The organism is Streptomyces montanisoli, assembly GCF_017813245.1.
In the GTDB taxonomy this organism is placed as follows: domain Bacteria; phylum Actinomycetota; class Actinomycetes; order Streptomycetales; family Streptomycetaceae; genus Streptomyces; species Streptomyces montanisoli.
Map to the genome: position 1 here is coordinate 12,766 of NZ_JAGIQL010000040.1, position 23,828 is coordinate 36,593.

At 72.4% G+C, this 23,828-nt stretch carries 20 protein-coding genes and 1 pseudogene; 14 read left to right on the forward strand and 7 right to left on the reverse strand.

From position 1 onward, the window contains the following. Nucleotides 1–29: 29 nt before the first annotated feature. Both JFN87_RS12700 and JFN87_RS12705 read left to right on the forward strand, forming a co-directional pair. Nucleotides 30–704 carry a pirin family protein gene (locus JFN87_RS12700; RefSeq protein WP_209340147.1) on the forward strand — a complete coding sequence of 225 codons (675 nt, stop codon included), beginning with the start codon at nucleotides 30–32 and terminating at the stop codon, nucleotides 702–704. Between the two features lie 80 nt (nucleotides 705–784). After that, nucleotides 785–1,942 carry an alpha-hydroxy-acid oxidizing protein gene (locus JFN87_RS12705; RefSeq protein ID WP_209340118.1) on the forward strand — a complete coding sequence of 386 codons (1,158 nt, stop codon included), beginning with the start codon at nucleotides 785–787 and terminating at the stop codon, nucleotides 1,940–1,942. 3 nt (nucleotides 1,943–1,945) lie between these two features. Here JFN87_RS12705 and JFN87_RS12710 read toward each other — a convergent pair whose 3' ends face one another. Both JFN87_RS12710 and JFN87_RS12715 read right to left on the reverse strand, forming a co-directional pair. Continuing rightward, nucleotides 1,946–2,770: a serine hydrolase domain-containing protein gene (locus tag JFN87_RS12710; RefSeq protein WP_209340119.1), complete on the reverse strand. Its 825-nt coding sequence runs from the start codon at nucleotides 2,768–2,770 to the stop codon at nucleotides 1,946–1,948. 69 nt (nucleotides 2,771–2,839) lie between these two features. After that, the gene (locus tag JFN87_RS12715; RefSeq protein ID WP_245179374.1) at nucleotides 2,840–3,244 is read right to left on the reverse strand and encodes a GNAT family N-acetyltransferase; all 405 of its coding nucleotides are present in this window, start codon (nucleotides 3,242–3,244) and stop codon (nucleotides 2,840–2,842) included. 186 nt (nucleotides 3,245–3,430) lie between these two features. Between JFN87_RS12715 and JFN87_RS12720 the strand changes: the two are divergent. Next, nucleotides 3,431–3,898, forward strand: a pseudogene (locus tag JFN87_RS12720) (MerR family transcriptional regulator); the annotation flags it as partial. Nucleotides 3,899–3,995: 97 nt separating this feature from the next. Here JFN87_RS12720 and JFN87_RS12725 read toward each other — a convergent pair. The 3 genes from JFN87_RS12725 to JFN87_RS12735 all read right to left on the reverse strand — a co-directional run bounded on the left by JFN87_RS12725 (nucleotide 3,996) and on the right by JFN87_RS12735 (nucleotide 7,001). After that, nucleotides 3,996–4,922, reverse strand: a complete 927-nt coding sequence (locus tag JFN87_RS12725) for a DUF4429 domain-containing protein (RefSeq protein ID WP_209340122.1) — start codon at nucleotides 4,920–4,922, stop codon at nucleotides 3,996–3,998. Nucleotides 4,923–4,985: 63 nt separating this feature from the next. Then, nucleotides 4,986–6,197: an alpha/beta hydrolase gene (locus tag JFN87_RS12730; protein WP_209340123.1), complete on the reverse strand. Its 1,212-nt coding sequence runs from the start codon at nucleotides 6,195–6,197 to the stop codon at nucleotides 4,986–4,988. 90 nt (nucleotides 6,198–6,287) lie between these two features. Then, the gene (locus JFN87_RS12735; RefSeq protein ID WP_209340124.1) at nucleotides 6,288–7,001 is read right to left on the reverse strand and encodes a TetR family transcriptional regulator; all 714 of its coding nucleotides are present in this window, start codon (nucleotides 6,999–7,001) and stop codon (nucleotides 6,288–6,290) included. A 203-nt stretch (nucleotides 7,002–7,204) separates the two neighbouring features. Between JFN87_RS12735 and JFN87_RS12740 the strand changes: the two genes are divergently transcribed. Next, nucleotides 7,205–8,800 carry an MFS transporter gene (locus tag JFN87_RS12740; RefSeq protein ID WP_209340125.1) on the forward strand — a complete coding sequence of 532 codons (1,596 nt, stop codon included), beginning with the start codon at nucleotides 7,205–7,207 and terminating at the stop codon, nucleotides 8,798–8,800. A 185-nt stretch (nucleotides 8,801–8,985) separates the two neighbouring features. Further along, the gene (locus tag JFN87_RS12745; RefSeq protein ID WP_209340126.1) at nucleotides 8,986–9,264 is read left to right on the forward strand and encodes a small hydrophobic protein; all 279 of its coding nucleotides are present in this window, start codon (nucleotides 8,986–8,988) and stop codon (nucleotides 9,262–9,264) included. 78 nt (nucleotides 9,265–9,342) lie between these two features. Here JFN87_RS12745 and aceE read toward each other — a convergent pair whose 3' ends face one another. Then, nucleotides 9,343–12,075 (reverse strand): pyruvate dehydrogenase (acetyl-transferring), homodimeric type, encoded by a 2,733-nt coding sequence (aceE, locus tag JFN87_RS12750; protein ID WP_209340127.1) that lies wholly within the window; start codon nucleotides 12,073–12,075, stop codon nucleotides 9,343–9,345. Between the two features lie 487 nt (nucleotides 12,076–12,562). On the opposite strand from aceE, the gene JFN87_RS12755 reads away from it, so the two are divergent. From JFN87_RS12755 to JFN87_RS12780, 6 genes are all read left to right on the forward strand, one after another. Beyond that, a complete protein-coding gene (locus tag JFN87_RS12755; protein WP_209340128.1) occupies nucleotides 12,563–12,991 on the forward strand; it encodes a DUF3052 domain-containing protein in 429 nt (142 codons plus the stop codon). A 139-nt stretch (nucleotides 12,992–13,130) separates the two neighbouring features. After that, entirely contained in the window at nucleotides 13,131–13,595 is a 465-nt protein-coding gene (locus JFN87_RS12760; protein ID WP_209340129.1) for a peroxiredoxin, read from the forward strand. Between the two features lie 217 nt (nucleotides 13,596–13,812). Further along, the gene (locus JFN87_RS12765; RefSeq protein WP_209340130.1) at nucleotides 13,813–14,388 is read left to right on the forward strand and encodes a TerD family protein; all 576 of its coding nucleotides are present in this window, start codon (nucleotides 13,813–13,815) and stop codon (nucleotides 14,386–14,388) included. Nucleotides 14,389–14,605: 217 nt separating this feature from the next. Continuing rightward, nucleotides 14,606–15,181 carry a TerD family protein gene (locus JFN87_RS12770; RefSeq protein WP_030910296.1) on the forward strand — a complete coding sequence of 192 codons (576 nt, stop codon included), beginning with the start codon at nucleotides 14,606–14,608 and terminating at the stop codon, nucleotides 15,179–15,181. 48 nt (nucleotides 15,182–15,229) lie between these two features. After that, nucleotides 15,230–16,384, forward strand: coding sequence for a DUF475 domain-containing protein (locus JFN87_RS12775; RefSeq protein ID WP_209340131.1), 1,155 nt, complete (start codon nucleotides 15,230–15,232; stop codon nucleotides 16,382–16,384). Between the two features lie 283 nt (nucleotides 16,385–16,667). After that, complete coding sequence (locus JFN87_RS12780; protein ID WP_209340132.1) at nucleotides 16,668–17,405, forward strand: TerD family protein; 738 nt, start codon at nucleotides 16,668–16,670, stop codon at nucleotides 17,403–17,405. Nucleotides 17,406–17,414: 9 nt separating this feature from the next. Here the strand turns inward: JFN87_RS12780 and JFN87_RS12785 are convergent, their stop codons facing one another. Continuing rightward, entirely contained in the window at nucleotides 17,415–18,248 is an 834-nt protein-coding gene (locus JFN87_RS12785) for a TerD family protein (protein WP_209340133.1), read from the reverse strand. A 202-nt stretch (nucleotides 18,249–18,450) separates the two neighbouring features. Here JFN87_RS12785 and JFN87_RS12790 point away from each other — a divergent pair, with 202 nt between their 5' ends. From JFN87_RS12790 to JFN87_RS12800, 3 genes are all read left to right on the forward strand, one after another. Then, on the forward strand, nucleotides 18,451–19,614 hold the full coding sequence (locus JFN87_RS12790; protein WP_209340134.1) for an HpcH/HpaI aldolase/citrate lyase family protein: 1,164 nt from the start codon (nucleotides 18,451–18,453) through the stop codon (nucleotides 19,612–19,614). Nucleotides 19,615–20,280: 666 nt separating this feature from the next. Further along, entirely contained in the window at nucleotides 20,281–22,920 is a 2,640-nt protein-coding gene (locus JFN87_RS12795; protein WP_209340135.1) for a phosphoribosyltransferase, read from the forward strand. Next, on the forward strand, nucleotides 22,917–23,762 hold the full coding sequence (locus tag JFN87_RS12800) for an HAD family hydrolase (RefSeq protein WP_307865425.1): 846 nt from the start codon (nucleotides 22,917–22,919) through the stop codon (nucleotides 23,760–23,762). Before JFN87_RS12795 ends, JFN87_RS12800 begins: the two co-directional genes overlap by 4 nt. Nucleotides 23,763–23,828 lie beyond the last annotated feature (66 nt).

Sequence of the window (23,828 nt, forward strand, 5' to 3'; positions counted from 1 at the left end):
CGACGTGCCGGGGCTACCGTAGGACCGTGATGTCCGTACGGTACGCGGAGGACCGGCATCGGGGCGGGGACGCGGCGGCCGGGATCGAGTCCCTGCACGCCTTCTCGTTCGGCAGCTTCTACGACCCAGGCAACCTGCGCTTCGGCGCGGTCGTCGCCTGCAACGAGGAACGCCTCGCGCCCGGCGCGGGCTTCGACGAGCACCGGCACAGCCACACCGAGATCGTGACGTGGGTGGTGTCGGGCGAGCTCACCCACCGCGACTCGGCGGGCCACGCGACGGTCGTCCGTCCGGGCGACCTGCAGCGGCTCGGCTCGGCCTCCGGCGTGCGGCACAGCGAGCGCAACGAGGGCGACGAGCCACTCGTCTTCGTGCAGATGTGGCTGGCGCCGCTGGAGCCCGGCGGCGACCCGGCCTACGACATCGTGCGCGGCATCGCCGACTCGACGCCGTACGCCCTGCCGGAGGCCGGGGCGATGCTGCACGTGCGCAGGCTGCGTGCGGGCGAGCGGTCGGCCGTGCCGGACGGCGCGTACGTCTACGTCCACGTCGTACGCGGCGCGGTGCTGCTCGACGGCGAGGAGCTGCGGCCGGGGGACTCGGCGCGCCTCACGGACACCCGGGGCCTGGAACTGGCGGGACCGCGGGAGCAGGGGGGCGCCCCGGCAGAGGTGCTGCTGTGGGAGATGGCGCCGCGCGTTTGATCGCCGCCGGCACGCGATCGCGGCCGCACGCAATCGCGGCCGCACGCATCGGCGTACCGCATGTGGGTACTCCGCCGCACATGACTGAATTCTCCTCGTACCAGGATGAGCTGTACGAACAGGGGCGTCACGGGCACCAGCCGCCCTATCCGATCACCTTCGCGGAGCTGGAGAAGAAGGCGTCGGCCGCGCTGCCCCCGAAGGTCTGGCAGTACGTGGCGGGCGGCGCCGGTGACGAGCACACCCAGCGCGCCAACTGCGAGGCGTTTCAGCGCTGGGGCCTGTACCCGCGCATGCTGGTGGCGCCCACCGAACGCGACATGTCGATCGAGCTGTGCGGGACCCGGCTGCCCTCGCCGGTGTTCATGGCACCGGTCGGGGTGATCGGCGTGTGCGCGCAGGACGGGCACGGCGACATCGCCGCCGCGCGCGCCTCCGCGCGGACCGGCGTGCCGTTCTTCGCCGGCACCCTGTCCTCCGACCCGATGGAGGACGTGGCGCCGGAAGCCGGCGACACGCCGGGCTTCTTCCAGCTGTACGTGCCGCCCGACCGCGAGCTGGGCGCGAGCCTGGTCCACCGCGCCGAGGCCGCGGGCTACCGGGGCATCGCCGTCACCCTCGACACCTGGGTCACCGGCTGGCGCCCCCGCGACCTGGCGGGCTCCAACTACCCGCAGGTGCCGAGCGGCTGCCTGAGCAGCTACACCAGCGACCCGGTGTTCCGCGCACGGCTGCGGCCCGGCGACGACCCCGTCGAGACGGTGGTCCGGACGCTGCCGATCTTCGGGGGGCCCTTCCGCTGGGACGACCTGGACTGGCTGCGGTCCGAGACCGACCTGCCCCTGATGCTCAAGGGCATCTGCCACCCCGACGACGCCCGCCGCGCCAAGGACCACGGCGCGGACGCGATCTACTGCTCCAACCACGGCGGACGGCAGGCCAACGGCGGACTGACCGCCCTGGAGTGCCTGCCCGACGTGCTGGAGGCCGCCGACGGGCTGCCGGTCCTGTTCGACTCGGGCGTGCGCACGGGCGCCGACATCATCAAGGCGCTGGCGCTCGGCGCCACCGCGGTGGGGGTCGGCCGCCCCTACTGCTACGGGCTGGCGCTCGGAGGCGTCGACGGCATCGTGCACGTGCTTCGCTCGCTGCTCGCCGAGGCCGACCTGATCATGGCCGTCGACGGCTATCCCACCCGGGGGGACCTCACGCCCCGGGCGCTGCGCGCCGTGCGGTGAGCGTCAGGCCGCGCGCAGCTCGGCGAGTACCGCCTCCGTCAGCGGGGGCCAGGCCTCGATCGCCCACGGGCCGAAGTCCCGATCGCTCAGCGCCACGCACGCGGCGCCCGCGTCCGGGTCGACCCACAGGAACGTGCCCGACTGCCCGAAGTGGCCGAACGTGCGGGGCGACGACGAGGCGCCCGTCCAGTGCGGCGACTTGGAGTCACGGATCTCGAAGCCGAGGCCCCAGTCGTTGGGCCGCTGGTTGCCGTAGCCGGGCAGCACGCCGGCCAGCCCCGGGAACTGCACGGTCATCGCCTCGGCGATCGTGCGCGGGTCGAGCAGCCGCGGCGCCTGGAGCTCCGCCGCGAACCGCGCCAGGTCGTCCACCGTCGAGACGGCGTCGCGCGCGGGGGAACCCGCGCCCTCGAGCGCCGTCGCGGCCATGCCGAGGGGTTCGAGCACGGCCTCGCGCAGGTAGTCGGGGAACGCGATCTCCGTGGCACGCGCCACGTGGTCGCCCAGCGTCTCGAACCCCGCGTTGGAGTACACGCGCCGGGTGCCGGGAGCGGACAGCGCGCGGCGCTCGTCGGGCGCGAGGCCGCTCGCGTGCGCGAGGAGGTGGCGGACCGTCGAGCCGTCGGGGCCCGCGGGCTCGTCGAGCTCGATCGCCCCCTCCTCGTACGCGACGAGCACGGCGTACGCGGCGAGCGGCTTGGTCACCGAGGCGAGCGGGAAACGCCGGCCGGAAGGCCCGTACGTCCCGGCGACGGTCCCGTCGGCCCGTACGACGGCCGCCGCCGCGTGCTCGACGGGCCACTTCTCGATCTGCTCAAGGCACTGCATGCGACCGACCCTACGGCGTGGCACGCGCCGGACGTACAGGGCGTCCACCGGGCCGTGACGCCTGCCGGATCACAGCATCAGGCGCATCGAGGGCGCGGGAGTGCGCACGAATCCCAGCGACGCGTACAGCGGCTCGCCCTCGGGTGAGGCGTGCAGGTCGATCTTCACCACGCCCTGCTCGCGGTACCAGGCCAGCAGCGCCCGCATGCAGGCGCGCGAGTAGCCGCGCCGGCGCATCGCCGCGTCGGTGACGACGCTGAACACGTGCCCCGACAGGCCCGCGTGGTTGCCTGGTGCGCCGAGCCGCTGCTCCACGGTGCCGACGGCGCACGCCGCGAGCGCACCGCGGGCGCCGGGCGCGTCCACGACGAACGCGGCCAGGCGGCCGCCGGGTTCGGCGAGCCGCTCGCGCAGGACGGCCATGCTCGCGGGCTGCCAGGAGTCGTCGTCGTAGGGGCCCATCGAGCCGAGCATCACGGCGCGCAGGCGTACGAGTTCCTCGGCGTCCGAGGGCCGCGCGGCCCGTACGGGCGCATCGGCGTGCGTGCCCTGGCCGGTGGGCGTGGGCTCGGCTGGGGATGCGGTGTCCATGGGCCGCAGAGTAGGGCGTTCGCCACGCGTGTTGCCTGGAGTGCACTCCAAGGAATTAGCGTTGGGGCCATGACGCTCACCGAGAGCACGCCCGCGGGGGCGCAGGGGCGGGACGACCGCGCCTCGGCGCCGACCGCGCACCCGCGGCCCGACGGCAATGACCACTACACGATCAGCGAGGTCGTCGCCGTCACCGGCCTGACCGCGCACACCCTGCGCTGGTACGAGCGCATCGGGCTGATGCCGCACGTCGACCGGTCGCACACCGGCCAGCGCCGCTTCAGCAACCGGGACCTGGACTGGCTCGCCTTCGTGGGCAAGCTGCGGCTCACCGGCATGCCCGTGGCGGACATGGTCCGCTACGCCGAGATGACGAGGCAGGGCGACTCCACGTTCGAGGCGCGCCAAGAGCTGCTGCGGCGCACCCGCGGCGACGTCCTCGCGAGGATCCGGGAGCTCCAGACCACCGTCGCCGTCCTCGACCACAAGATCGACTTTTACGGTAACGCACGCCTGGCGTGGGAGGCGAAGGCCGCGGGGACCGCGGCCGCCGGCACCGGGCCCGCGCAGAGCGCGACGGTGCAGAACGAACCGTCGCCCGAAGGCGCTCCCGCGGAGGCCGGGGCGGCGTGCGTCAGAGCTCGGCGAGCAGCTGCGCCTTCTTCGTGCTGAACTCCTCGTCGGTCACGAGCCCCGCCCGGTGCAGCTCGCCCAGGTGGCGGATGCGGTCCGCCACCGCCCCCGACGGGTCGGCCGCGGCCGGCACCGCCGCGTGGGCCCGCCCGCCGTTGCCGCCCCGCACCGCGGCGAGCACCGCCGCCGCGAACGGCAGCGACTCGTGCACGGGCCCGTAGCCGAGGCCGAAGACGACGGCGGCCGGGTCGTGGTCCGCCTGGGTACGCCGCTCCGCCTCCGGCGACTCGGGCTGGCCCGGGATGGTGCTGCGCACGGCTCCGCGCGCGGGCACGTGGGCGCTCTGGCGCCGCACGAGCCGCAGGTAGCCGTCGAACGCCTCGGGCGAGCGCCACTCGACGCCCTGCAGGTCCCCGACGTGGAACGTCTGGTCGCCGGCCTTCCACTTCTCCGTCGACGCGCCCGTCCATGACCACCGGAAGGCGACCTGGCTGCCGTCGAACGTCGCCTTGCCGTCGTAGGCCTTGAAGCCGAGCGGCGCCTCGGGCGCGGCCACCAGGTGCGCCTCGGCCGCCTCCGCGCCGTCCGCGCCGCCGGACAGCACCGAGCGCAACTCCTCGGCGTAGTACTCCGCGAGCGTCTCGCGCCCGGCGGGCAGCACGAGACGGTAGGGGTCGTACCCCTCCTTGAGCTGGCCCGCCGCCACATCCATCAGCGGGTCCGCGCCCGGACGCACGGTGGCGCGCAGAACGACCGCGCCACGTCTGCCGGGTGACACGCTCACCGATGCCAGCGCCGCGTGGGGGATGCGGCGCTCGCGCAGCGCCTGGAAGAGTCTGGGCGTCCGTATCCCGCGTCCGAAACGGATCAGAACGGAGTCGCCCTCGAACTCCCAGGTGGCGTGGAAACCGGCCAGTACGTCACCCATGTGCCACATCGTAGGCCGCGATTCCCCGTACGTCTCCTGTCAAAGCACGAAAATCTACGCGCGTCAGGCGGGGCCCTCGGCGTGGATTCCGCTGTGGCAGCCCGAAACGCCCCGCGCGCACGCGACCGCGTCGAAGTCGCCGACACCGATGTCGGCGAAGTTGTCGAGGCTCGTCGTCCCCGGCTGGAAGTAGCCGCTGTGGCCCTGCGCCCCGGCCGCCGACACGACGCGCGCGCCGAAGCCGTGGGAGACGGGGTCGGCGCCGTGGCCGAGGCCGACGACGTCCACGTACGGGATGTCCTGGATCCAGTCGCCCGAATCGCGCATCGCCCACACGCGCGCCCGGGTGTGCAGGCCGCGCTCGCTGCCCACCCGCATGCCCGGGCTGCCGGCGACGGCGACGTCCCGCACGCGCGGCGGCAGCGTGCGTGCGGCCATGCCGCACACCACGGAGCCGTAGCTGTGGCAGAACAGCGCGATCGGCGCCCTGCCGGGCAGCGCCCTGGTGAGCGCCGTCAGGCGCACGGCCCCGGCCTTCGCGAGCGTCCCTATGGCCGCGTCCATGCCGAGCCCCGCGGGCGCGGTGTAGTCGGCCCAGGCGATCACGGCGGTGCTCGTGGCCGGTGAGGCGGCGCGCTCCGCCGTGTACAGCGCGGAGCCCATGCCGGACGGCGCGCTGTACCACTTGCCGGTCTTCTGGAACGTCAGCACGTTGGTGTCGACGCCGGGCACGACCACGGAGACCCGCTGCGCGTGCGCCAGGTCGCCGAACACCTCCGCGACCCGCCCGCTGCCCGACGGGTCGAAGGCCAGGAACCTGCGGCCGGGCGCCAGCATCGACTGGTAGCTCAGCATGGTCTGCAAGGCGTGCGAGCGCCCGTCGCGCGACAGCCGCATGTCCTGCGAGCGGTGCCGCTCGACGATCGCCTCCTGGCGCAGCGCGATCCGGTTGGCGCGGAAGCGCAGCTTCACCGGCGCGCCGTTCATGTTGCCGACCGCCAGCGGGTAGGCGTCGACGAGCCTGGTCTGCTGACCGGCCGTGAGCGACCCGAAGAACGTGGCGAGCCGGCCGGGCGGTGAGTGCGGGTCCGGCAGGTGCCGGTGCCCGACCGACCCCCTGCGCCAGGCCGCGACGGCGGCCTTCAGCGGATCGACCGGTCTCTGGCCCCGCTGCACGGCGGTCCACCCGGTGGTCGCGAGCATCACGAAGACCACGGCGAGTGCCAGAAGAGCCCGCCACGCCATCAGGGTCGGGGAGGAGCCGAAAGGAGTCACTGAGCTATCACCTAGGAGGCGCGTCGACGTCCGCGCCTACGGGTGAGGCAGGTCACGCGCGGATCACGTACAGGTCACATCCCGGCCAGGCTAGCCCACGGGGACGTCATCGCGACACACGCGGCGCCCGGTTCGTGGCTCACGCGCCCCGAGCCACGGTCCGGTCAGCGACGGCGTCAGGGCGTCGAGATAGGTCTCGGTGAGCGCGGCGAGCGCCTCGACGCTGGTCTCGTGCCCCGGCTGTCCCCAGACGCGGCCCGCCATGCGCATCACCCCGCACACGGCCGCGACCGCGACGCGCGGGCGCGGGTCGGACTCGACGTCGAGGTGCTCGCGCGCGGCGATGATCCCCACGATCTCGTCCTCCGTCTCGCTGCCGCGCCGCAGTGCGGCGGAGAGCAGGGCGGGTGTCGACTCGATCATCCGGTAGGCCCGCATGACCAGTTCGACGGGGGCGACCTCCTCGATGGTCTCGCCCATCAGCTCCCACGCGCAGGCGACCGCCCTGCGCATCGCGAGGATCGGGTCCTCGCCCGCGGGGCGCAGCCGCAGCTGCTCGACGAACTGGCCCTCCATCAGGGAGGCGACGCCGAACGCGACGTCCTCCTTGCTGGCGAAGTAGCGGAAGAACGTGCGCTGCGAGACCTCGACGGCGTCGGCGATCTCGTCGACGGTGGTGGCCTCGTACCCCTGCGTCGTGAAGAGCTCGAGGGCCGCGCGCATGAGGTCGTCGCGGGTGCGCTGCTTCTTGCGTGCGCGCAGCCCCGCCGGCCGCTCTGCCGCTGTGTCCTGCCCGACGCTCACTGCTGGGGACCTCGCTCGTCTGTACCGGTGTGCCACTGGTGCCGCTGGTGCCGTTGTGCCTGTTCGCCGCGCCCGCCGGCCGCTCGCCGAGCGGAAGGTCACGTTCCTTTCCACGGTAGTGGAGACCGTTGTGAGCCACGTGACAGTTACCGACTAGTGATTTGGTTTGTCAACTGTCAGCAGCTGACACTAGCGTGTGCGGTATGACAAGTCAGACCACCGTCGACTCGGCGCCTCCCGTCACGGCGCCTTCCAAGAAGGGTCTGCGCGGCCACCCCTGGCTGACGCTCTTCTCCGTGGCCATCGGCGTCATGATGGTGGCGCTTGACGGCACCATCGTCGCCATCGCGAACCCCGCCATCCAGAAGGACCTCGGCGCCTCGTTCGCCGACGTCCAGTGGATCACCAACGGCTACTTCCTCGCCCTCGCGGTGGCCCTGATCACCGCCGGCAAACTCGGTGACCGCTTCGGGCACCGCCAGACGTTCCTGATCGGGGTGATCGGGTTCGCCGCGGCGTCCGGCGCCATCGGCCTCTCCCACAGCATCGGGCTCGTGGTCACCCTCAGGGTGTTCCAGGGCCTGTTCGGCGCCCTGCTGATGCCGGCCGCGCTCGGACTGCTGCGCGCCACCTTCCCCGCCGAGAAGCTCAACATGGCCATCGGGATCTGGGGCATGGTCATCGGCGCCTCCACCGCGGGCGGCCCGATCCTCGGCGGCGTGCTCGTGGAGCACGTGAGCTGGCAGTCCGTGTTCTTCATCAACGTGCCGGTCGGCGTCATCGCGCTGGCACTCGGCGCGTTCATCCTGCTCGACCACCGCGCGGAGAAGGCGCCGCGGTCGTTCGACCTGCCGGGCATCGGACTGCTGTCCGCCGCCATGTTCTGCCTGGTCTGGGCGATCATCAAGGCGCCCGACTGGGGCTGGGGCAGCGGCAGCGTCTGGGCGTTCATCGGGATCTCGATCCTGTGCTTCGTCGCCTTCGCGCTGTGGGAGAACCGGGTCAAGGAACCCCTCATCCCGATGGGCCTGTTCAAGTCCGTCCCCGTGTCGGCGGGCGTGCTGCTGATGGCCCTGATGGCGATCGCGTTCCTCGGCGGCCTGTTCTTCGTGACGTTCTACCTGCAGAACGTGCACGGGATGTCGCCCGTCGACGCGGGCCTGCACCTGCTGCCGCTGACCGGCATGATGATCGTCGCCTCGCCGCTCGCCGGCGCCGTCATCACGAAGGTCGGGCCGCGTATCCCGCTCGCCGGGGGCATGATCTTCACGACCGTCGCCATGCTGGGCATGTCCCGGCTCGGCATCGACACCGGCACCGGGCTCATGTCGCTGTGGTTCGCGCTGCTCGGACTCGGCCTCGCCCCCGTCATGGTAGGCGCGACCGAGGTGATCGTCGGCAACGCGCCGATGGAGCTCTCCGGCGTGGCCGGCGGCCTCCAGCAGGCCGCCATGCAGATCGGCGGCTCGCTCGGCACGGCGGTGCTCGGCGCCGTGATGGCCTCCCGCGTCTCGAACGACCTGCCGGGCAACTGGACGAAGGCGGGGCTGCCGCCGCTGAAGCCCGGCCAGGTGGGACCCGCCTCCGAGGCCGTCCAGGTCGGCACCGCCCCCGTGCCGAAGGGCGTGCCGGCCGCGATCGCCGAGAAGATCACGTCCGTCGCGCACGACACGTTCATGTCGGGCATGACGCTGGCGTGCCTGGTCGCCGCCGGCGTGGCGTTCGTGGCGATCTTCGTCGCGCTGCTGACCAAGCGCGGCGAGAACGCGGACGCGGCGAACGGAGCGGCGCACATCTGACGGCGCCCCTCCGACGGCGCCCATCCGACGTCGACGCGCGCCGAAGGTCCCGCCGGCCCGGCGGGGCCTTCGGCGTGTCGCGGTGCGAAGCACCGGCCCGAAGCCACCCCGAGTGGACGGGTGTTCGGCGGGTACGCGGCCACTGAAGGCTCGAACCGACCATCAGTTCCGGGAGGACGGAAGACATGGCGGGCTTCGGCAGCAGTACCCGTACGCGCGTGAGCCCCCGCTCGCGCGGCCGGATGAGGCCGCGCAACGGGCCGGACCGCGAGACGTTCGGGATCATCGGCCTCGTCTGCGCGATCGCCGGATTCTTCGTTCTGGGGATCGTGCTCGGCCCGGCCGCACTCGTCACCGGCTGGATCGCCATGGACCGCCACTGGTCCAACCGCCGCATACCGGCGGTGGTGGCCGTCGTGCTCGGCGCCATCGACCTGGTGCTGGCCCTCGTCCAGCTGGTCTGACGGCCGCGACGAGCCGGGCAGCACGCGGCCCCGGTGGGTGTCCACCCGCCGGGGCCGCTGCGCGCCCGCCGCCTGGCGCTACGCGTCGCCGCCCGCCGTGCCCGGGTCCGCCGCCGCCACGTCCATCAGCCGGTAGCGGTCCAGCGCCTGCTTGAGGGCGGAGCGGTCGACCTTGCCGTCCTTCGCCAGCTCCGTGAGCACCGCGAGCACGATCGTGTGCGCGTCGATGTGGAAGAAGCGCCGCGCCGCGCCGCGCGTGTCCGCGAAGCCGAAGCCGTCCGCGCCCAGCGACCTGAACGTGCCGGGCACCCACTGCGCGATCTGGTCGGGCACCGCCCGCATCCAGTCCGACACCGCGACGAACGGGCCCTGCGCGCCGCTCAGCCTCCGCGTCACCCACGGCGTGCGCTGCTCCTCCTCCGGGTGCAGCAGGTTGTGCTCCTCGACCGCCATCGCCTCGCGCCGCAGCTCCGTCCAGGACGTCGCGGACCACACGTCGGCCCGTACGTCCCACTCCTCGGCGAGGATCCGCTGCGCCTCCTCCGCCCACGGCAGCGCCACGCCCGACGCCATGATCTGCGCGGGGATGGAGCCGCGCTCGCCCTTCCACAGCCGGTGGACGCCCTTGAGGATGCCCTCGACGTCCACGTCCTCGGGCTCCGCGGGGTGCTTGATGGGCTCGTTGTAGACGGTGAGGTAGTAGAAGACGTTCTCGCTCTCCTCGCCGTACATCCGGCGCAGGCCGTCCCGCACGATGTGCGCGATCTCGAACGAGTACGCCGGGTCGTAGGCCACGCAGGCCGGGTTCGTGGACGCCAGCAGGTGCGAGTGGCCGTCCGCGTGTTGCAGCCCCTCGCCGGTCAGGGTCGTGCGGCCGGCCGTCGCACCCAGCACGAAGCCGCGCGCCATCTGGTCGGCCATCTGCCAGAACTGGTCGCCCGTGCGCTGGAAACCGAACATCGAGTAGAAGACGTACACGGGGATGAGCGGCTCGCCGTGCGTCGCGTACGCCGAGCCCGCCGCGATCAGCGACGCCGTGCAGCCGGCCTCCGTGATGCCGTCGTGCAGCAGCTGGCCAGTCTTGGACTCCTTGTACGACAGGAGCAGCTCGCGGTCCACCGACTCGTACTGCTGCCCCTGCGGGTTGTAGATCTTGGCGCTCGGGAAGAACGAGTCCATGCCGAACGTGCGGTACTCGTCCGGCGCGATCAGCACGAAGCGCTTGCCGATCTCCTTGTCCCGCATCAGGTCCTTCAGCAGCCGGACGAACGCCATCGTCGTCGCGATCTGCTGCTGCCCCGAACCCTTCCTGACCGTCGTGTACGCCTTGTCGCCCGGCAGCGCCAGCGGCTTCGCACGCACCACGCGCGTCGGCACGAACCCGCCGAGCGACTTGCGGCGGTCGTGCATGTACTGGATCTCCTCCGAGTCGCGGCCCGGGTGGTAGTACGGCGGCGCGCCGCCCTCAAGATCCTTGTCGGGGATCGGCAGGTGCAGCCGGTCCCTGAACCGCTTCAGGTCGTCCGCCGTCAGCTTCTTCATCTGGTGCGTCGCGTTGCGGCCCTCGAAGTTCGGGCCGAGCGTCCACCCCTTGACGGTCTGCGCGAGGATCACCGTCGGCTGCCCGCGGTGCGCCTTGGCGGCCGCGTACGCCGCGTACACCTTGCGGTGGTCGTGGCCGCCGCGCCCGAGGTGGAGGATCTGCTCGTCGGTCATGTTCTCGACCATGGCGCGCAGCCGGTGGTCGTCGCCGAAGAAGTGCTCGCGGATGTACGCGCCGGTCTCCGTCGCGTACGTCTGGAAGTCGCCGTCGGGCGTCGTGTTCAGCCGGTTGACGAGGACGCCGTCCCTGTCCTGCCCGAGCAGCGGGTCCCATGTGCGGTCCCACACGAGCTTGATCACGTTCCAGCCGGCGCCGCGGAACACCGACTCCAGCTCCTGGATGATCTTGCCGTTGCCGCGTACCGGGCCGTCGAGGCGCTGCAGGTTGCAGTTGACGACGAACGTGAGGTTGTCCAGGCCCTCGCGGGCGGCGATGGTCAACTGGCCGAGCGACTCGACCTCGTCCATCTCGCCGTCGCCCAGGTACGCCCACACGTGCGAGTCCGAGGTGTCCGCGATGCCGCGCGCCAGCATGTAGCGGTTCATCCTGGCCTGGTAGATCGCGCCGATCGGGCCGAGGCCCATCGAGACCGTCGGGAACTCCCAGAAGTCCGGCATCAGCCGCGGGTGCGGGTAGCTGGACAGCCCGTTCGGCGCCTTCGACTTCTCCTGCCGGAAGCCGTCGAGCTGCGCCTCGGTGAGCCGGTCGAGCAGGAACGCGCGCGCGTAGATGCCGGGGGAGGCATGTCCCTGGAAGTAGACCTGGTCGCCGCCTCTTCCGTCGTCCTTGCCGCGGAAGAAGTGGTTGAAGCCGACGTCGTAGAGCGAGGCGGAGGACGCGAAGGTGGCGATGTGGCCGCCGACGCCGATGCCGGGCCGCTGGGCGCGCGAGACCATCACCGCCGCGTTCCAGCGCGTCGCGTTGAGGACCTTGCGCTCGATCTCCTCGTTGCCGGGGAAGAACGGCTCGTCCCTCGTCGCGATGGTGTTGACGTAGTCCGTACTGCGCATCTCCGGCACGGCCACGCGCTTCTCACGCGCGCGCTCGATCAGCCGGAGCATCAGGTACCTGGCCCGTTCGCGGCCGCGCTCGTCCACGGCGGCGTCGAGCGAGTCGAGCCACTCCTGGGTCTCCTCCGGGTCGAAGTCCGGGACCTGACTGGGAAGGCCGCCAATGATGATCGGGGTGCGATCTGATCCGGAAGCCACGCTGTTCCCTCACTGTCTGTGGCGCTGTTTGTGGCGCTCTCTGTGGGTGTCGTACGTCGCGACCCCATCGTGTACCGCGACATACGCGAACGTCACCTCTACGGGAAGGTAACGGTGCGGCGGGCCGCCTCGTGGCGGGCCGGCCCGGCGCACGTACCGTGTCCGTACCCGGTCCGTACCCCGTACGGCGCGGCTCTACCGGCCAGGACGTGCCACGCCCGGCGGCACCGTCCACCGGCGGTTCTCACTCGAATGGCGCAGTCCGGCGTCATACCATGGCGAACATGGAGAAAAGACAAGGCGCCCGTTACGCACGGTCGCCGGGCGAGTGCCGGAGCACGCGGGAGAGAGGCCCGGAACGTCACCGTTTCGACGGTCTCGGCCGTCGGGTACTTGCGCGATCCGTCCCGCCCGTGTGGACTACGGCCATCGCCTCGCGTGTGCGCGAGGCCGAAGCAGACACCGCAACATGATCAGGAGGCAATCCGTGAGCGCGACCGCGGACCACGCGGAGGAGCGGACCCAGCAGGCGGCTCGTCTGGGGTTCGAGCCCGGACAGGTGGTCCAGGAGATCGGTTACGACAGCGACGTCGAGCCGGAACTCCGCAAGTCCATCGAGGCCGTCATCGGCCAAGGGCTCGAGGACGAGGAATACGAGGACGTTGCCGACGCCGTCCTCCTCTGGTTCCGGGACGAGGACGGCGACCTTACGGACGCGCTGGTGGACGCGATCGGTCTGATCGAGGACGGCGGCGTGGTCTGGCTGCTGACACCCAAGACCGGCCGTGAAGGCTACGTCGAGCCGAGCGACATCAACGAGGCGGCCCAGACGGCCGGCCTGTCGCAGACCAAGAGCGTCAACGCGGGCAAGGACTGGACCGGCAGCCGCCTGGTGACGCCCAAGTCGAAGCGCTGAACGCGCGCCCGGGCCCCGCACCGCTGTGCGGGCGGGCCCCGGGCACCTCGCACGACCGCCCCCGCCGCCGACGTCGCGGCGGGGGCTCACCTGCAGGCTCGCGTCGCGTAGGCCGCGTACGCGCGAAAGGACAGCTCACATGGCCGTCGAGGCCGGTGCGCAAGCACCCGACTTCTCGCTCCAGGACCAGCACGGCCAGACCGTGCGGCTCTCGGACTTCCGAGGCCAGGGCGGGCGCCATGTGGTCCTCGTCTTCTACCCGTACGCGTTCAGCACCACCTGCACGGGCGAGCTCCAGGAGCTGCGCGACCGCGCCGACGCCTTCGCCGACGCCGGCGCGCAACTGCTGGCCTGCTCCGCCGACTCCGTGCACGCCCTGCGCGCCTACGCCGAGCAGGAGCGCATCGCGTTCCCGCTGCTCGCTGACCACTGGCCGCACGGCGCCGTGGCACGCGCCTACGGGGTCCTGGACGAGGAGCGCGGGCGCGCCGTGCGCGGCACGTTCGTCATCGACACGTCCGGGACCGTGCGGTGGAGCGTCGTGAACCCCGTGCACCGGGCGCGCGACAGCGACGACTACGTCAGGGCGCTCTCCCGGCTGTGATCGGGCGCTCGCACGGGTGCGGGACGACGGCGTCCGCGGCGTACGGCGCACTCGTCCGCGGCGTACGGCGCACTCCGCGCGGGAAAACGCGCGGCCTGAGGGAACCCGTCACTAGGATCCAGACGTTGATCCGAATGCAACGCACCTGGGGTGCGCGAGGCCCGCGGCAGCTGCCGCTGACCACGGCCGCCGGCCCCGACAACCAATGGGAGGACTCGTGGGAGTCAGCCTCAGCAAGGGCGGAAACGTCTCGCTGACCAAGGCCGCGCCCAACCTGACCGCGGTGACCGTGGGTCTTGGCTGGGACATCCGTACGACGACAGGGCAGGACTTCGACCTCGACGCCAGCGCCCTGCTGACGAACGCCGAGGGCAAGGTCGCGCAGGACGGCAACTTCGTCTTCTTCAACAACCTCAAGAGCACGGACGGCTCCGTCGAGCACACCGGTGACAACCTCACGGGCGAGGGTGAGGGCGACGACGAGCAGATCAAGGTCAACCTGACCGCGGTCCCCGCCGACGTCGAGAAGGTCGTCTTCCCGGTCTCCATCTACGACGCGGAGACCCGCCAGCAGTCCTTCGGCCAGGTGCGCAACGCGTTCATCCGCGTCGTCAACCAGGCCGACAACAGCGAGCTGGCCCGGTACGACCTCACCGAGGACGCCTCGACGGAGACCGCGATGGTGTTCGGCGAGCTCTACCGCAACGGCGCGGAGTGGAAGTTCCGCGCCATCGGCCAGGGGTACGCGTCGGGCCTGCGCGGCATCGCGCAGGACTTCGGCGTCAACGTCTGACCCGTACCACCACACCGCGTCCGGCGCCGCACCGATCACCGTGCGGCGCCGGGCGCGGCCCGTGTACGCCGGTGCCCGCAGGAACCGTTCGTGGCGTGATCGGCGTGCAGTGCATAGAGGGCACACGACCGGGCATGACGTGAGACGCGCCGTGTCCGCGCAGGACGCGCATCGCGCGCGGAACGCACAGGATCACCATCGGGGAGGACTCAACATCATGGGCGTCACACTCGCCAAGGGGGGCAATGTCTCCCTCTCCAAGGCCGCACCGAACCTCACCCAGGTGCTCGTAGGGCTCGGCTGGGACGCACGCTCCACCACGGGAGCGGACTTCGACCTCGACGCGAGCGGGCTCCTGTGCCGCGAGGGCCGGGTGCTGGGTGACGAGTACTTCGTCTTCTACAACAACCTCAAGAGCCCCGAGGGCTCCGTCGAGCACACGGGCGACAACCTCACCGGCGAGGGCGAGGGCGACGACGAGTCGCTGCTCGTCGACCTCTCCCAGGTGCCCGAGCAGTGCGACAAGATCGTCTTCCCGGTCTCCATCCATGACGCCGACAACCGCCGCCAGACGTTCGGGCAGGTCAGCAACGCGTTCATCCGCGTCGTCAACCAGGCGGACGGCCAGGAGCTCGCCCGTTACGACCTGACGGAGGATGCCTCCACGGAGACGGCGATGATCTTCGGCGAGCTCTACCGGCACGGCGGCGAGTGGAAGTTCCGGGCCGTGGGCCAGGGGTACGCGTCGGGCCTGCGGGGCATCGCCCTAGACTTCGGGGTCAATGTTGCGTAAAGCAACGCTCTGCACGGGGGAAAACCCGTACCACCGGATGGGGAAGCAGTGATCCTGAAAACCTTTCGCTGGCCGATGGGCATCACCGCCCTCGGCCTGGCCGCGGCGGCCGTCTTCTGGGGGTGGGAGGCGTTCGGGGTCGTCCTGATCCTTTCGATCCTGGAGATCTCCCTCTCCTTCGACAACGCCGTCGTCAACGCCGGCGTGCTGAAGAAGATGAACGCCTACTGGCAGAAGATCTTCCTCACCGTCGGCGTCCTCATCGCCGTCTTCGGCATGCGGCTGGTCTTCCCCGTCCTGATCGTGGCGATCACGGCCAAGGTGAACCCGGTCGAGGCCGTCAAGCTCGCCCTGAACGACCCCAGCCGCTACGAGTCGCTGGTCACCGACGCCCACCCGGCCATCGCCGCCTTCGGCGGCATGTTCCTGCTGATGATCTTCCTCGACTTCATCCTCGAGGACCGTGACATCAAGTGGCTCGCATGGCTGGAGCGCCCGCTCGCCAAGCTGGGCAAGGTCGACATGCTGTCGGTCTGCGTCGCGCTGATCGCCCTGCTTGTCGTCTCGCAGACGTTCGCGGCCCACGCGCACACCAGCTCGGGCCACGCGGCGGACAAGTCCTCGACGGTGCTGCTCGCCGGCGTGGCGGGGCTCATCACGTACCTCATCGTCGGCGGCCTCTCCGGCCACTTCGAGAACACCCTCGAAGAGGAGGAGGAACGCGAGGAGGAGGAAGAGGCGAAGGCGCGCGCCGCGGGCAGGACCGTTTCCGCCGTGGGCCTCGCGGGCAAGGCCGCCTTCTTCATGTTCCTCTACCTCGAGGTCCTCGACGCGTCGTTCTCCTTCGACGGCGTCATCGGCGCCTTCGCCATCACCAACCACATCTTCTGGATGGCGCTCGGCCTCGGCATCGGCGCGATGTACATCAGGTCCCTGACCGTGTACCTGGTGCGCCAGGGCACCCTTGACGACTACGTGTACCTGGAGCACGGGGCGCACTACGCGATCGGTGCGCTGGCCGTGATCCTGCTCGTCACGATCCAGCACGAGATCAACGAGGTCATCACCGGCCTGGTCGGCGTCGTCCTCATCGGCGCCTCCTTCTGGTCGTCCGTGCGCAGGAACAAGAAGCTGGAGGCCGAGGGCGGCGACGGGGGCGAGGGCCCCCACGAGTCGGAGGAACACGCGGGCGCGCGCGCCTGACGCCGACGCGACCGGCGCGACCGGCGCGCGGGCGCGACGGGCGCGACCTGCGGGCGCCGGGCCGCGCGGTGCCGGGCGCCCTTGTCGCACGGATATGCCCGCATGCCACAGGGGCGCGACCCCGTGCGACCCCGTGTGACCCGGAGGACGCGCGCCCCGGGGTGTGCGGCACGGCGGAGCGAGGGAACGCTCAAGTGCGGGGGGCGGTGCACGGGCCTGCGGGTCCGCGGACCGCCCCACGACGCACGGTCGGACGCACACGGAGCGACAGGGGTGGGTGAGCATGTCTTTCTGGGACGGCCTGCGGCCGGGAGGAAGGGCGGCACAGTTCGATTCGGGCAATTCGGCGTCGAACTCCATCGAGCTGACACGGCGCCATCCGTCGGTCTCGCTGACCAAGCAGGGTGCGGCGACGGGCAACCTGCGCGTCAACCTGTCGTGGCGGATGCGCACCTCGGACATCGAGGGCAGGTCGAAACAGGGCGGCATGCTGCGCCACCCGTTCAAGCTGTTCCAGCCCGACGTGGTGCAGGCGCACACGCAGGGCGTGGTCAACGTCGACCTCGACCTGGGCTGCCTCTACGAGCTGACGGACGGCAGCAAGGGCGTCGTCCAGCCGCTCGGCAGCTTCTTCGGCGACCTCAACATCGCCCCCTACGTCAAGCTCAGCGGCGACGACCGGTTCGGCGCGCCGTCCGGCGAGACGATCTTCGTCAACCTCGACCACCGCGAGTCGATCAAGCGCCTGCTGTTCTTCGTCTACATCTACGACCAGACGCCGGCCTTCGACCGCACGCACGCGAAGGTGACGCTCTACCCGAGCAACGGCCCGCGCGTCGAGATCGAACTCGACGAACGCGCCCCCCAGGCCAGGTCCTGCGCGGTGTTCGCCCTGGAGAACGTGAAGGGCGACCTGCTGGTGCGGCGCGAGGTCAGGTTCGTCTACGGCTTCCAGGCCGAACTCGACCGCCTGTACGGCTGGGGCCTCCAGTGGGGCAGGGGCTACAAGACGAAGGCGTGAGCGGCCCCCTCAGGCGCCGTGCACGAACTGCGGGCCCATCGGGGGCAGGCGGAAGGACGGGTCCTGGGCGGGGACGGGGGCGCCGTCGTCGGGGAGCGCGGCGGCGGCCGCCGGCTGGGGGTAGCCGTAGCCGTAGGGCTGGGGGGAGGCCGGCTGCGGGTAGCCGTACGCGGCTGCCGGCGAGGGCACGGGGGGCGGCGCCGGGTGCGGATAGCCGTAGGCCGGTGCCGGTGCCTGCGGCACGGGCGGGATGCGGGGCCCGGCGGGCGGCTCGGCGGAGGCGGGGGCCGTCGCCGGGTCCGTCTCGTCCACGGAGACGCCGAACGCCGTGGCGAGGCCCACGAGGCCCGTCGGGTAGCCCTGGCCGACCGCACGGAACTTCCAGCCGTCGCCCCTGCGGTACAGCTCCCCGCAGATGATGGCGGTCTCCTCGCCCGTCTCCGGGTGCACGTCGAAGACCGCGATGGGCTCGCCCTCGGGCGCGGCGGTGTCGTACAGCAGGATCCGCAGGTCACGCACGTGCCCGAAGGGCTCGCTGTCCGACGAGGCGGCCAGCACGACCTGGTCGACCGACGGGTCGAGCGCCGCGAGGTCGGCCTCCACGGAGTCCGTGAGGCCGTCGGGGCGCTGCTTCTTCGAAAGCCGCCGCACGGCGCCCGACGGGTGCCTGGGCTGGTTGTAGAAGACGAAGTCCTCGTCCGAACGCACCCGTCCGTCGTGGCCGAGCAGCAGCGCCGACGCGTCCACGTCGGGGATGCCGGTGCCCGGCGTCCAGCGCAGCACGGCCCGTACGCCCCTCACGCCGAGTGGGACGTTGGAGCCCTTCGTCATCGCGTGCGTCATGCGGGCCATCCTGCCTTCCGCCCTCGGGCCGGGACAACGCGGCACGGGCCCCCGCGGGGGGACGGCGAGCGTGCGTCCGCACCGGCCGCGGCACCAGGATTTCACGTGCCGGGGGAACCGGCGCCATCGGTTCGTACGTACTATTACCGGCCATGTGAGCGAATGATCCGAAGAGGACCACGGGTAGTACGGGGGAGGATGTATGCGTCATTTCGGGCACGTCCCGCCGGAGGACAGGCGGCGGTTGTTCCATCAGGAGCCTGCGGAGTTCACCGGGGACGCCCCGGCCCGGGTGCTGTCGGCGGCGCTCGGCGCCACGCTCTACAGCCCCGCGACCCGGCCCCGCCTGGCCGACGACATCCTCAAGCAGGAGGCCGCCGGGGTGCGGTCCATGGTGCTGTGCCTCGAGGACTCGATCGGGGACGGCGAGGTCGCGCACGGCGAGGCCAACCTCGTCACCCAGCTCATCGACCTGGAGACGCGCGGCGCCGCCCTGCCGCTGCTGTTCGTCCGCGTCAGGGACGCCGGGCAGATCACGGACCTCGTGCACAGGCTCGGCCACGCGGCACGCCTGCTGTCCGGATTCGTACTGCCGAAGTTCACGTACGAGCGCGGCGAGGCCTTCCTGTCGGCGCTCGGCGAGGCCGAGCGTGCCTGCGGGCGGCGGCTCTTCGCCATGCCGGTGCTGGAGTCGCCCGAGCTGCTGCACCTGGAGACCAGGGCCGAGACGCTGTTCGACATCGCGCGGATCGTCGACAAGTACCGCGACCGCGTCCTGGCGCTGCGGCTGGGCGTGACCGACTTCTGCTCCGCGTACGGGCTGCGGCGCGCCGCCGACACGACGGCGTACGACGTGCGGATCGTCGCGAACGTCATCTCCGACGTGGTGAACGTGCTGGGCAGGGCCGACGGCACCGGCTTCACGATCACCGGGCCCGTGTGGGAGTACTTCCGGCTGCACGAGCGCATGTTCAAGCCGCAGCTGCGCAGCAGCCCGTTCCTCGCCGGGCGCGCGGAGTCCCTGCGTACGACACTGATCGAGCACGACCTCGACGGGTTGCTGCGGGAGATCGAGCTCGACCGCGCCAACGGCCTGCTCGGCAAGACCTGCATCCACCCCTCGCACGTCATGCCCGTGCACGCGCTGTCGGTGGTCAGCCACGAGGAGTTCGTGGACGCCGAGGACATCCTGCGGCCGGAGCGCGGTGGAGGCGGGGTGGTGCGGTCCGCGTACACGAACAAGATGAACGAGGTGAAGCCGCACCGCGCCTGGGCGGAGCGGACGCTGCTGCGCGCCGAGGTGTTCGGCGTAGCGCGCGAGGACATCGGCTTCGTCGAACTGCTCGCGGCGGGACTCGGCCGGTGACGGGCCGGGCACCGGGGGATCGGAGCCGCCCCGCCGGCGGGGCGCCGGCGCCGGCCCGCAGATCGGTGACGGCCCCAGCCCCGGAGGAGCGCGACCACCGCGCCGGGACGCCGGAGCGCCGAGCGGCAGGAGGTGCGGGACATGCGTGACGAACACGACGCGGTCGCGGCGGGCGCCGCGGACCGGGCGGCGTCCGCGCCGCCGCACGACGGCGAGGATGCGACGGCGCCCGTACGGGGTGCCGCCGGTGCTGGTGCGGCGGGCGCCGCAGCGGCGGCGTCGCGTCGGGAGGGTCGCGAGGCCGGCGTGCCCGTGCGTATCGCCGAGGAGGAGGCAGCTCCCGCGCCAGATGGCGCCTCAGCCGGCCTTGCGCAGGACGGCGAGGGCGTGGCGGCGCACGCGCGGGGCGCTGCCGGTGCTGGTGGGGCGGGTGCCGCAGCGGCGTCGCGCCGGGAGGGCCGCGAGGCCGTGCGTACTGCCGAGGAGGAGGCGGCACTCGCGCCAGGTGGTGCCTCAGCCGCCCTTGCGCAGGACGGCGAGGGCGCGGCGGCGCCCGCGCGGGGTGCTGCCGATGCTGGTGCGGCGGGTGCCGCAGCGGCGTCGTCGCGTCGGGAGGGCCGCGAGGGCGGCGTGCCCGGGCGTATCGCTGGGGGCCAGGCGGCTCCCATGCAGGACAGTGGCGATCACGCCACGGCTACCGCGCCGCCGCCGGCGCCCGTGCCCGGCGGCGGCTTCGCCGCCGATGCGGGGGGCTGGTCCGGCGACTGGGTGGCCCGCGCGCTCGATGTGCGGCTCGACGGCGACCCCGCCCTGCGCGGCCTGCTCGGCCTCGCCCTGCGCGACAACCCCAAGCGCGCACACCTGCTCGTCTCCAACGTGCTCGGCAAGCACGTGCCGCAGAGCCCCACCGTCGTACGCGCCACCGGCCTGCGGCTCGGGGAGCGCGTGCGCGCCCTGCTCGGCGCCGCGGCCCCGGACGCCGTCGTCCTCGGCTACGCGGAGACCGCGACCGGGCTCGGGCACTGCGTCGCCGACGGCGTGCGCGACGCCCCGTACCTGCACTCGACGCGGCGACCCGTCGCCGGCGTCGAGCGCGCCGGCGGATTCGAGGAGTCCCACTCGCACGCCACCTCCCACCTCCTGCTGCCCGAGGACTCGGCGCTCCTCGCGGGCGACGGGCCGCTGGTGCTGGTGGACGACGAGTTCTCCACGGGCAACACCGTGCTCAACACGATCCGCGCGCTCCACGAGCGCCGCCCGCGCGCCTGGTACGTCATCGTGGCGCTCGTGGACATGCGCTCCGACGGCGACCGCGGCCGGCTCGCCGCGTTCGCCGCCGAGATCGGGGCCCGCGTCGACCTCGTCACCCTCGCGTCGGGAACCGTCCGGCTGCCCGACGGCGTGCTCGACCGCGGCACCGCGCTCGTACGGGCGCACGAGGCGGCCCAGGCGCCCCCGCGCGAGGCGCTGGCCGCCGCGCCCGCACCCGGCCACGCGGACGTCACCCGCGTACGTCTCGACTGGCCCGAGCGCCTGCCCGACGGCGGGCGGCACGGCTTCCTGCCCGCGCACCGCGACGCGCTGAACGCGGCGGTGCCCGCCATGGCGTCGACGCTCGCGGCCGCGCTGCCACCGGCGGCGCGGCGCGTGCTGGTGCTCGGCTTCGAGGAGCTGATGTACGCGCCGCTGCGGCTCGCGGAGGAGCTGGAGCGCACCGCGCCGCCCGGCACCGAGGTGCGGTACTCGACGACGACCAGGTCGCCGGTGCTCGCCGTCGACGACCCCGGCTACGCCATCCGCAGCCGCCTCGCCTTCCCCGCGCACGACACCGCCGCCTTTCCCGAGGGCGCCGCCGACGGCGCGGGCGTGCGCTACGCGTACAACGTGGCGGGCGGCGGATTCGACGCGGTGGTACTGGCCGTGGACTCGGCGGGCGACTCGGCCGAGCTGCGCGCACCCGGCGGCCTGCTGGCCCAACTGGCCGCGCACGTCGGTCCTGTGGTCGTCGCCGTCGTCCCCACGTACCTGCCGTCCGGCGCCGCGCAACGCCCCGCCGGGCCCCGCCCGCGGCCGCACCCATCCGATCGTCAGGACACCACCATGCTGCCCGAGCCACTGCGTGGCCCCGCCTTCTCCTCCTACGCGCCGGACGAGGTGGGCTGGCTGCTCCAGGACCTGTCGGGTGTGGAACTGGAGGCGCCGACCGAGGAGCGCGAGGAGGCCATCCAGAGCGGTGGCGCGCACTACGCCGAGTCGCTGCCCGTCGAGTACCAGCCGAACGCCGCCTACCAGGAGCTGTTCCGGGCCGCGCTCGACACGTCCGCCGCCCGGATCGCGCGTGCGGTCGGCGCCGTCACGGAGACGGTGCTCACGGAGCGCTCGCCGCGCCCCGTGCTGGTGTCGCTGGCCCGCGCGGGCACACCGGTCGGGGTGCTGATGCGCCGCTGGGCGGCACACCGCCACGGCCTCGAACTCCCGCACTACGCTGTGTCGATCGTGCGCGGGCGCGGGATCGACACCACAGCGATGCGCTGGCTCGCCGCCCACCACGACCCGGCGGACGTGGTGTTCGTGGACGGCTGGACGGGCAAAGGCGCAATCACCCGCGAACTCGCGGCAGCCATCGGCGACTTCGAGGGGTTCGACCCGGAGATCGCGGTGCTCGCCGACCCCGGCGGCTGCGTGCGCACGTACGGCACGCGCGAGGACTTCCTGATCCCGTCGGCCTGCCTCAACTCGACGGTCTCCGGGCTCGTCTCGCGCACGGTGCTGCGCGCGGACCTGGTCGGCCCCGACGACTTCCACGGGGCCAAGTTCTACCGCGAACTCGCGGACGCGGACGTGTCAGGGCTGTTCGTGGACGCGGTGTCGGCGCGGTTCGACGAGGTGGCGGACGCGGTCGGCGCGGACGTCAAGGAGCTGCTCGCGGCGGACCGTTCGCCCACGTGGGCGGGGTGGGCCGCCGTCGAGCGGATCAGTGAGGAGTACGGCATCGACGACGTGAACCTCGTCAAGCCGGGCGTGGGGGAGACCACCCGGGTGCTGCTGCGGCGGGTGCCGTGGCGGATCCTCGCGAGGCGCGGCGCGGGCGCCGACCTCGACCACGTACGGATGCTGGCGGAGCAGCGCGGTGTGCCCGTCGAAGAGGTGGACGAACTGCCCTACAGCTGTGTGGGGTTGATCCACCCCCGGTACACGCGCGGCGCGACGGGCGCGGACGGCACGGCGGTGTCGCCGGGCACGGCAGGCGCGGGCTCCGCTGGTCCAGGCTCCGCGGGCTCGGGCTCCGCCGGGACGGCGTCGTGACGCCCGCGGTGGACGGTACGCGCCCCCGTCCCGCGGTCGTCGCGAGCGACCTCGACCGCACGCTCATCTACTCCGCCGCCGCCCTCCGGCTGACGGGCGCCGACGCCGACGCGCCCCGCCTGCTGTGCGTGGAGGTCTACGAGGGCAGGCCGCTGTCGTACCTCACCGAGACCGCCGCACGCCTGCTCGACACCCTCGCCCGCGCCGCGGTCTTCGTACCGACGACGACCCGCACACGCGAGCAGTACGCGCGGATCCGGCTGCCCTGCCCGCCACCGCGCTTCGCGATCTGCGCCAACGGCGGGCACCTCCTCGTGGACGGCGTGCCCGACGAGGACTGGCGGGCGCTCGTCGCAAAACGCCTGGGGGAGCAGTGCGCCCCCCTCGACGAGGTGCGTGCGCATCTGCTCGCGGCGGCGGACGAGCGGTGGCTGCTCAAGGAGCGCGTGGCGGAGGACCTCTTCGCCTACCTGGTCGTCGACAGGGCCCTGCTGCCCGCCGGCTGGGTCGAGGAGCTGTCCGGCTGGGCGGCCGGGCGCGGCTGGACGGTGTCCCTCCAGGGGCGGAAGGTGTACGCAGTGCCGGGGCCGCTCACGAAGAGCGCGGCGCTCGCCGAGGTCGCGCGGCGCACGGACGCGCCCCTCACGCTCGCCGCGGGCGACTCCCTGCTGGACGCGGACCTGCTCACCGCGGCCGACCTGGCCTGGCGCCCGGGCCACGGCGAACTCGCCGAGGCCGGCTGGACGGCGCCCGGCGTGCGCGCCCTCACGACGGCGGGCGTCCTGGCGGGCGAGGAGATCCTCCGCGCGTTCCTCGCGGCCACCGGCGGCGCGCCGCTGTGACGCACGGCATATCGTTTGGAAACCCGGCGGGGCGTGTCTACGGTGTTGTGCGCTTGGCAGTGTCGT

Bases quoted from the DNA above. Each gene is read 5' to 3' on its own strand.
- JFN87_RS12700 (WP_209340147.1), top strand. From the start codon at position 30: ATGTCCGTACGGTACGCGGAGGACCGGCATCGGGGCGGGGACGCGGCG.
- JFN87_RS12790 (WP_209340134.1), top strand. From the start codon at position 18,451: ATGCGTCATTTCGGGCACGTCCCGCCGGAGGACAGGCGGCGGTTGTTC.
- JFN87_RS12760 (WP_209340129.1), top strand. From the start codon at position 13,131: ATGGCCGTCGAGGCCGGTGCGCAAGCACCCGACTTCTCGCTCCAGGAC.
- JFN87_RS12780 (WP_209340132.1), top strand. From the start codon at position 16,668: ATGTCTTTCTGGGACGGCCTGCGGCCGGGAGGAAGGGCGGCACAGTTC.
- JFN87_RS12725 (WP_209340122.1), bottom strand. From the start codon at position 4,922: ATGGGTGACGTACTGGCCGGTTTCCACGCCACCTGGGAGTTCGAGGGC.
- JFN87_RS12770 (WP_030910296.1), top strand. From the start codon at position 14,606: ATGGGCGTCACACTCGCCAAGGGGGGCAATGTCTCCCTCTCCAAGGCC.
- JFN87_RS12785 (WP_209340133.1), bottom strand. From the start codon at position 18,248: ATGACGCACGCGATGACGAAGGGCTCCAACGTCCCACTCGGCGTGAGG.
- JFN87_RS12710 (WP_209340119.1), bottom strand. From the start codon at position 2,770: ATGCAGTGCCTTGAGCAGATCGAGAAGTGGCCCGTCGAGCACGCGGCG.
- JFN87_RS12705 (WP_209340118.1), top strand. From the start codon at position 785: ATGACTGAATTCTCCTCGTACCAGGATGAGCTGTACGAACAGGGGCGT.
- JFN87_RS12740 (WP_209340125.1), top strand. From the start codon at position 7,205: ATGACAAGTCAGACCACCGTCGACTCGGCGCCTCCCGTCACGGCGCCT.
- JFN87_RS12795 (WP_209340135.1), top strand. From the start codon at position 20,281: ATGCAGGACAGTGGCGATCACGCCACGGCTACCGCGCCGCCGCCGGCG.
- JFN87_RS12745 (WP_209340126.1), top strand. From the start codon at position 8,986: ATGGCGGGCTTCGGCAGCAGTACCCGTACGCGCGTGAGCCCCCGCTCG.
- JFN87_RS12715 (WP_245179374.1), bottom strand. From the start codon at position 3,244: ATGCTCGGCTCGATGGGCCCCTACGACGACGACTCCTGGCAGCCCGCG.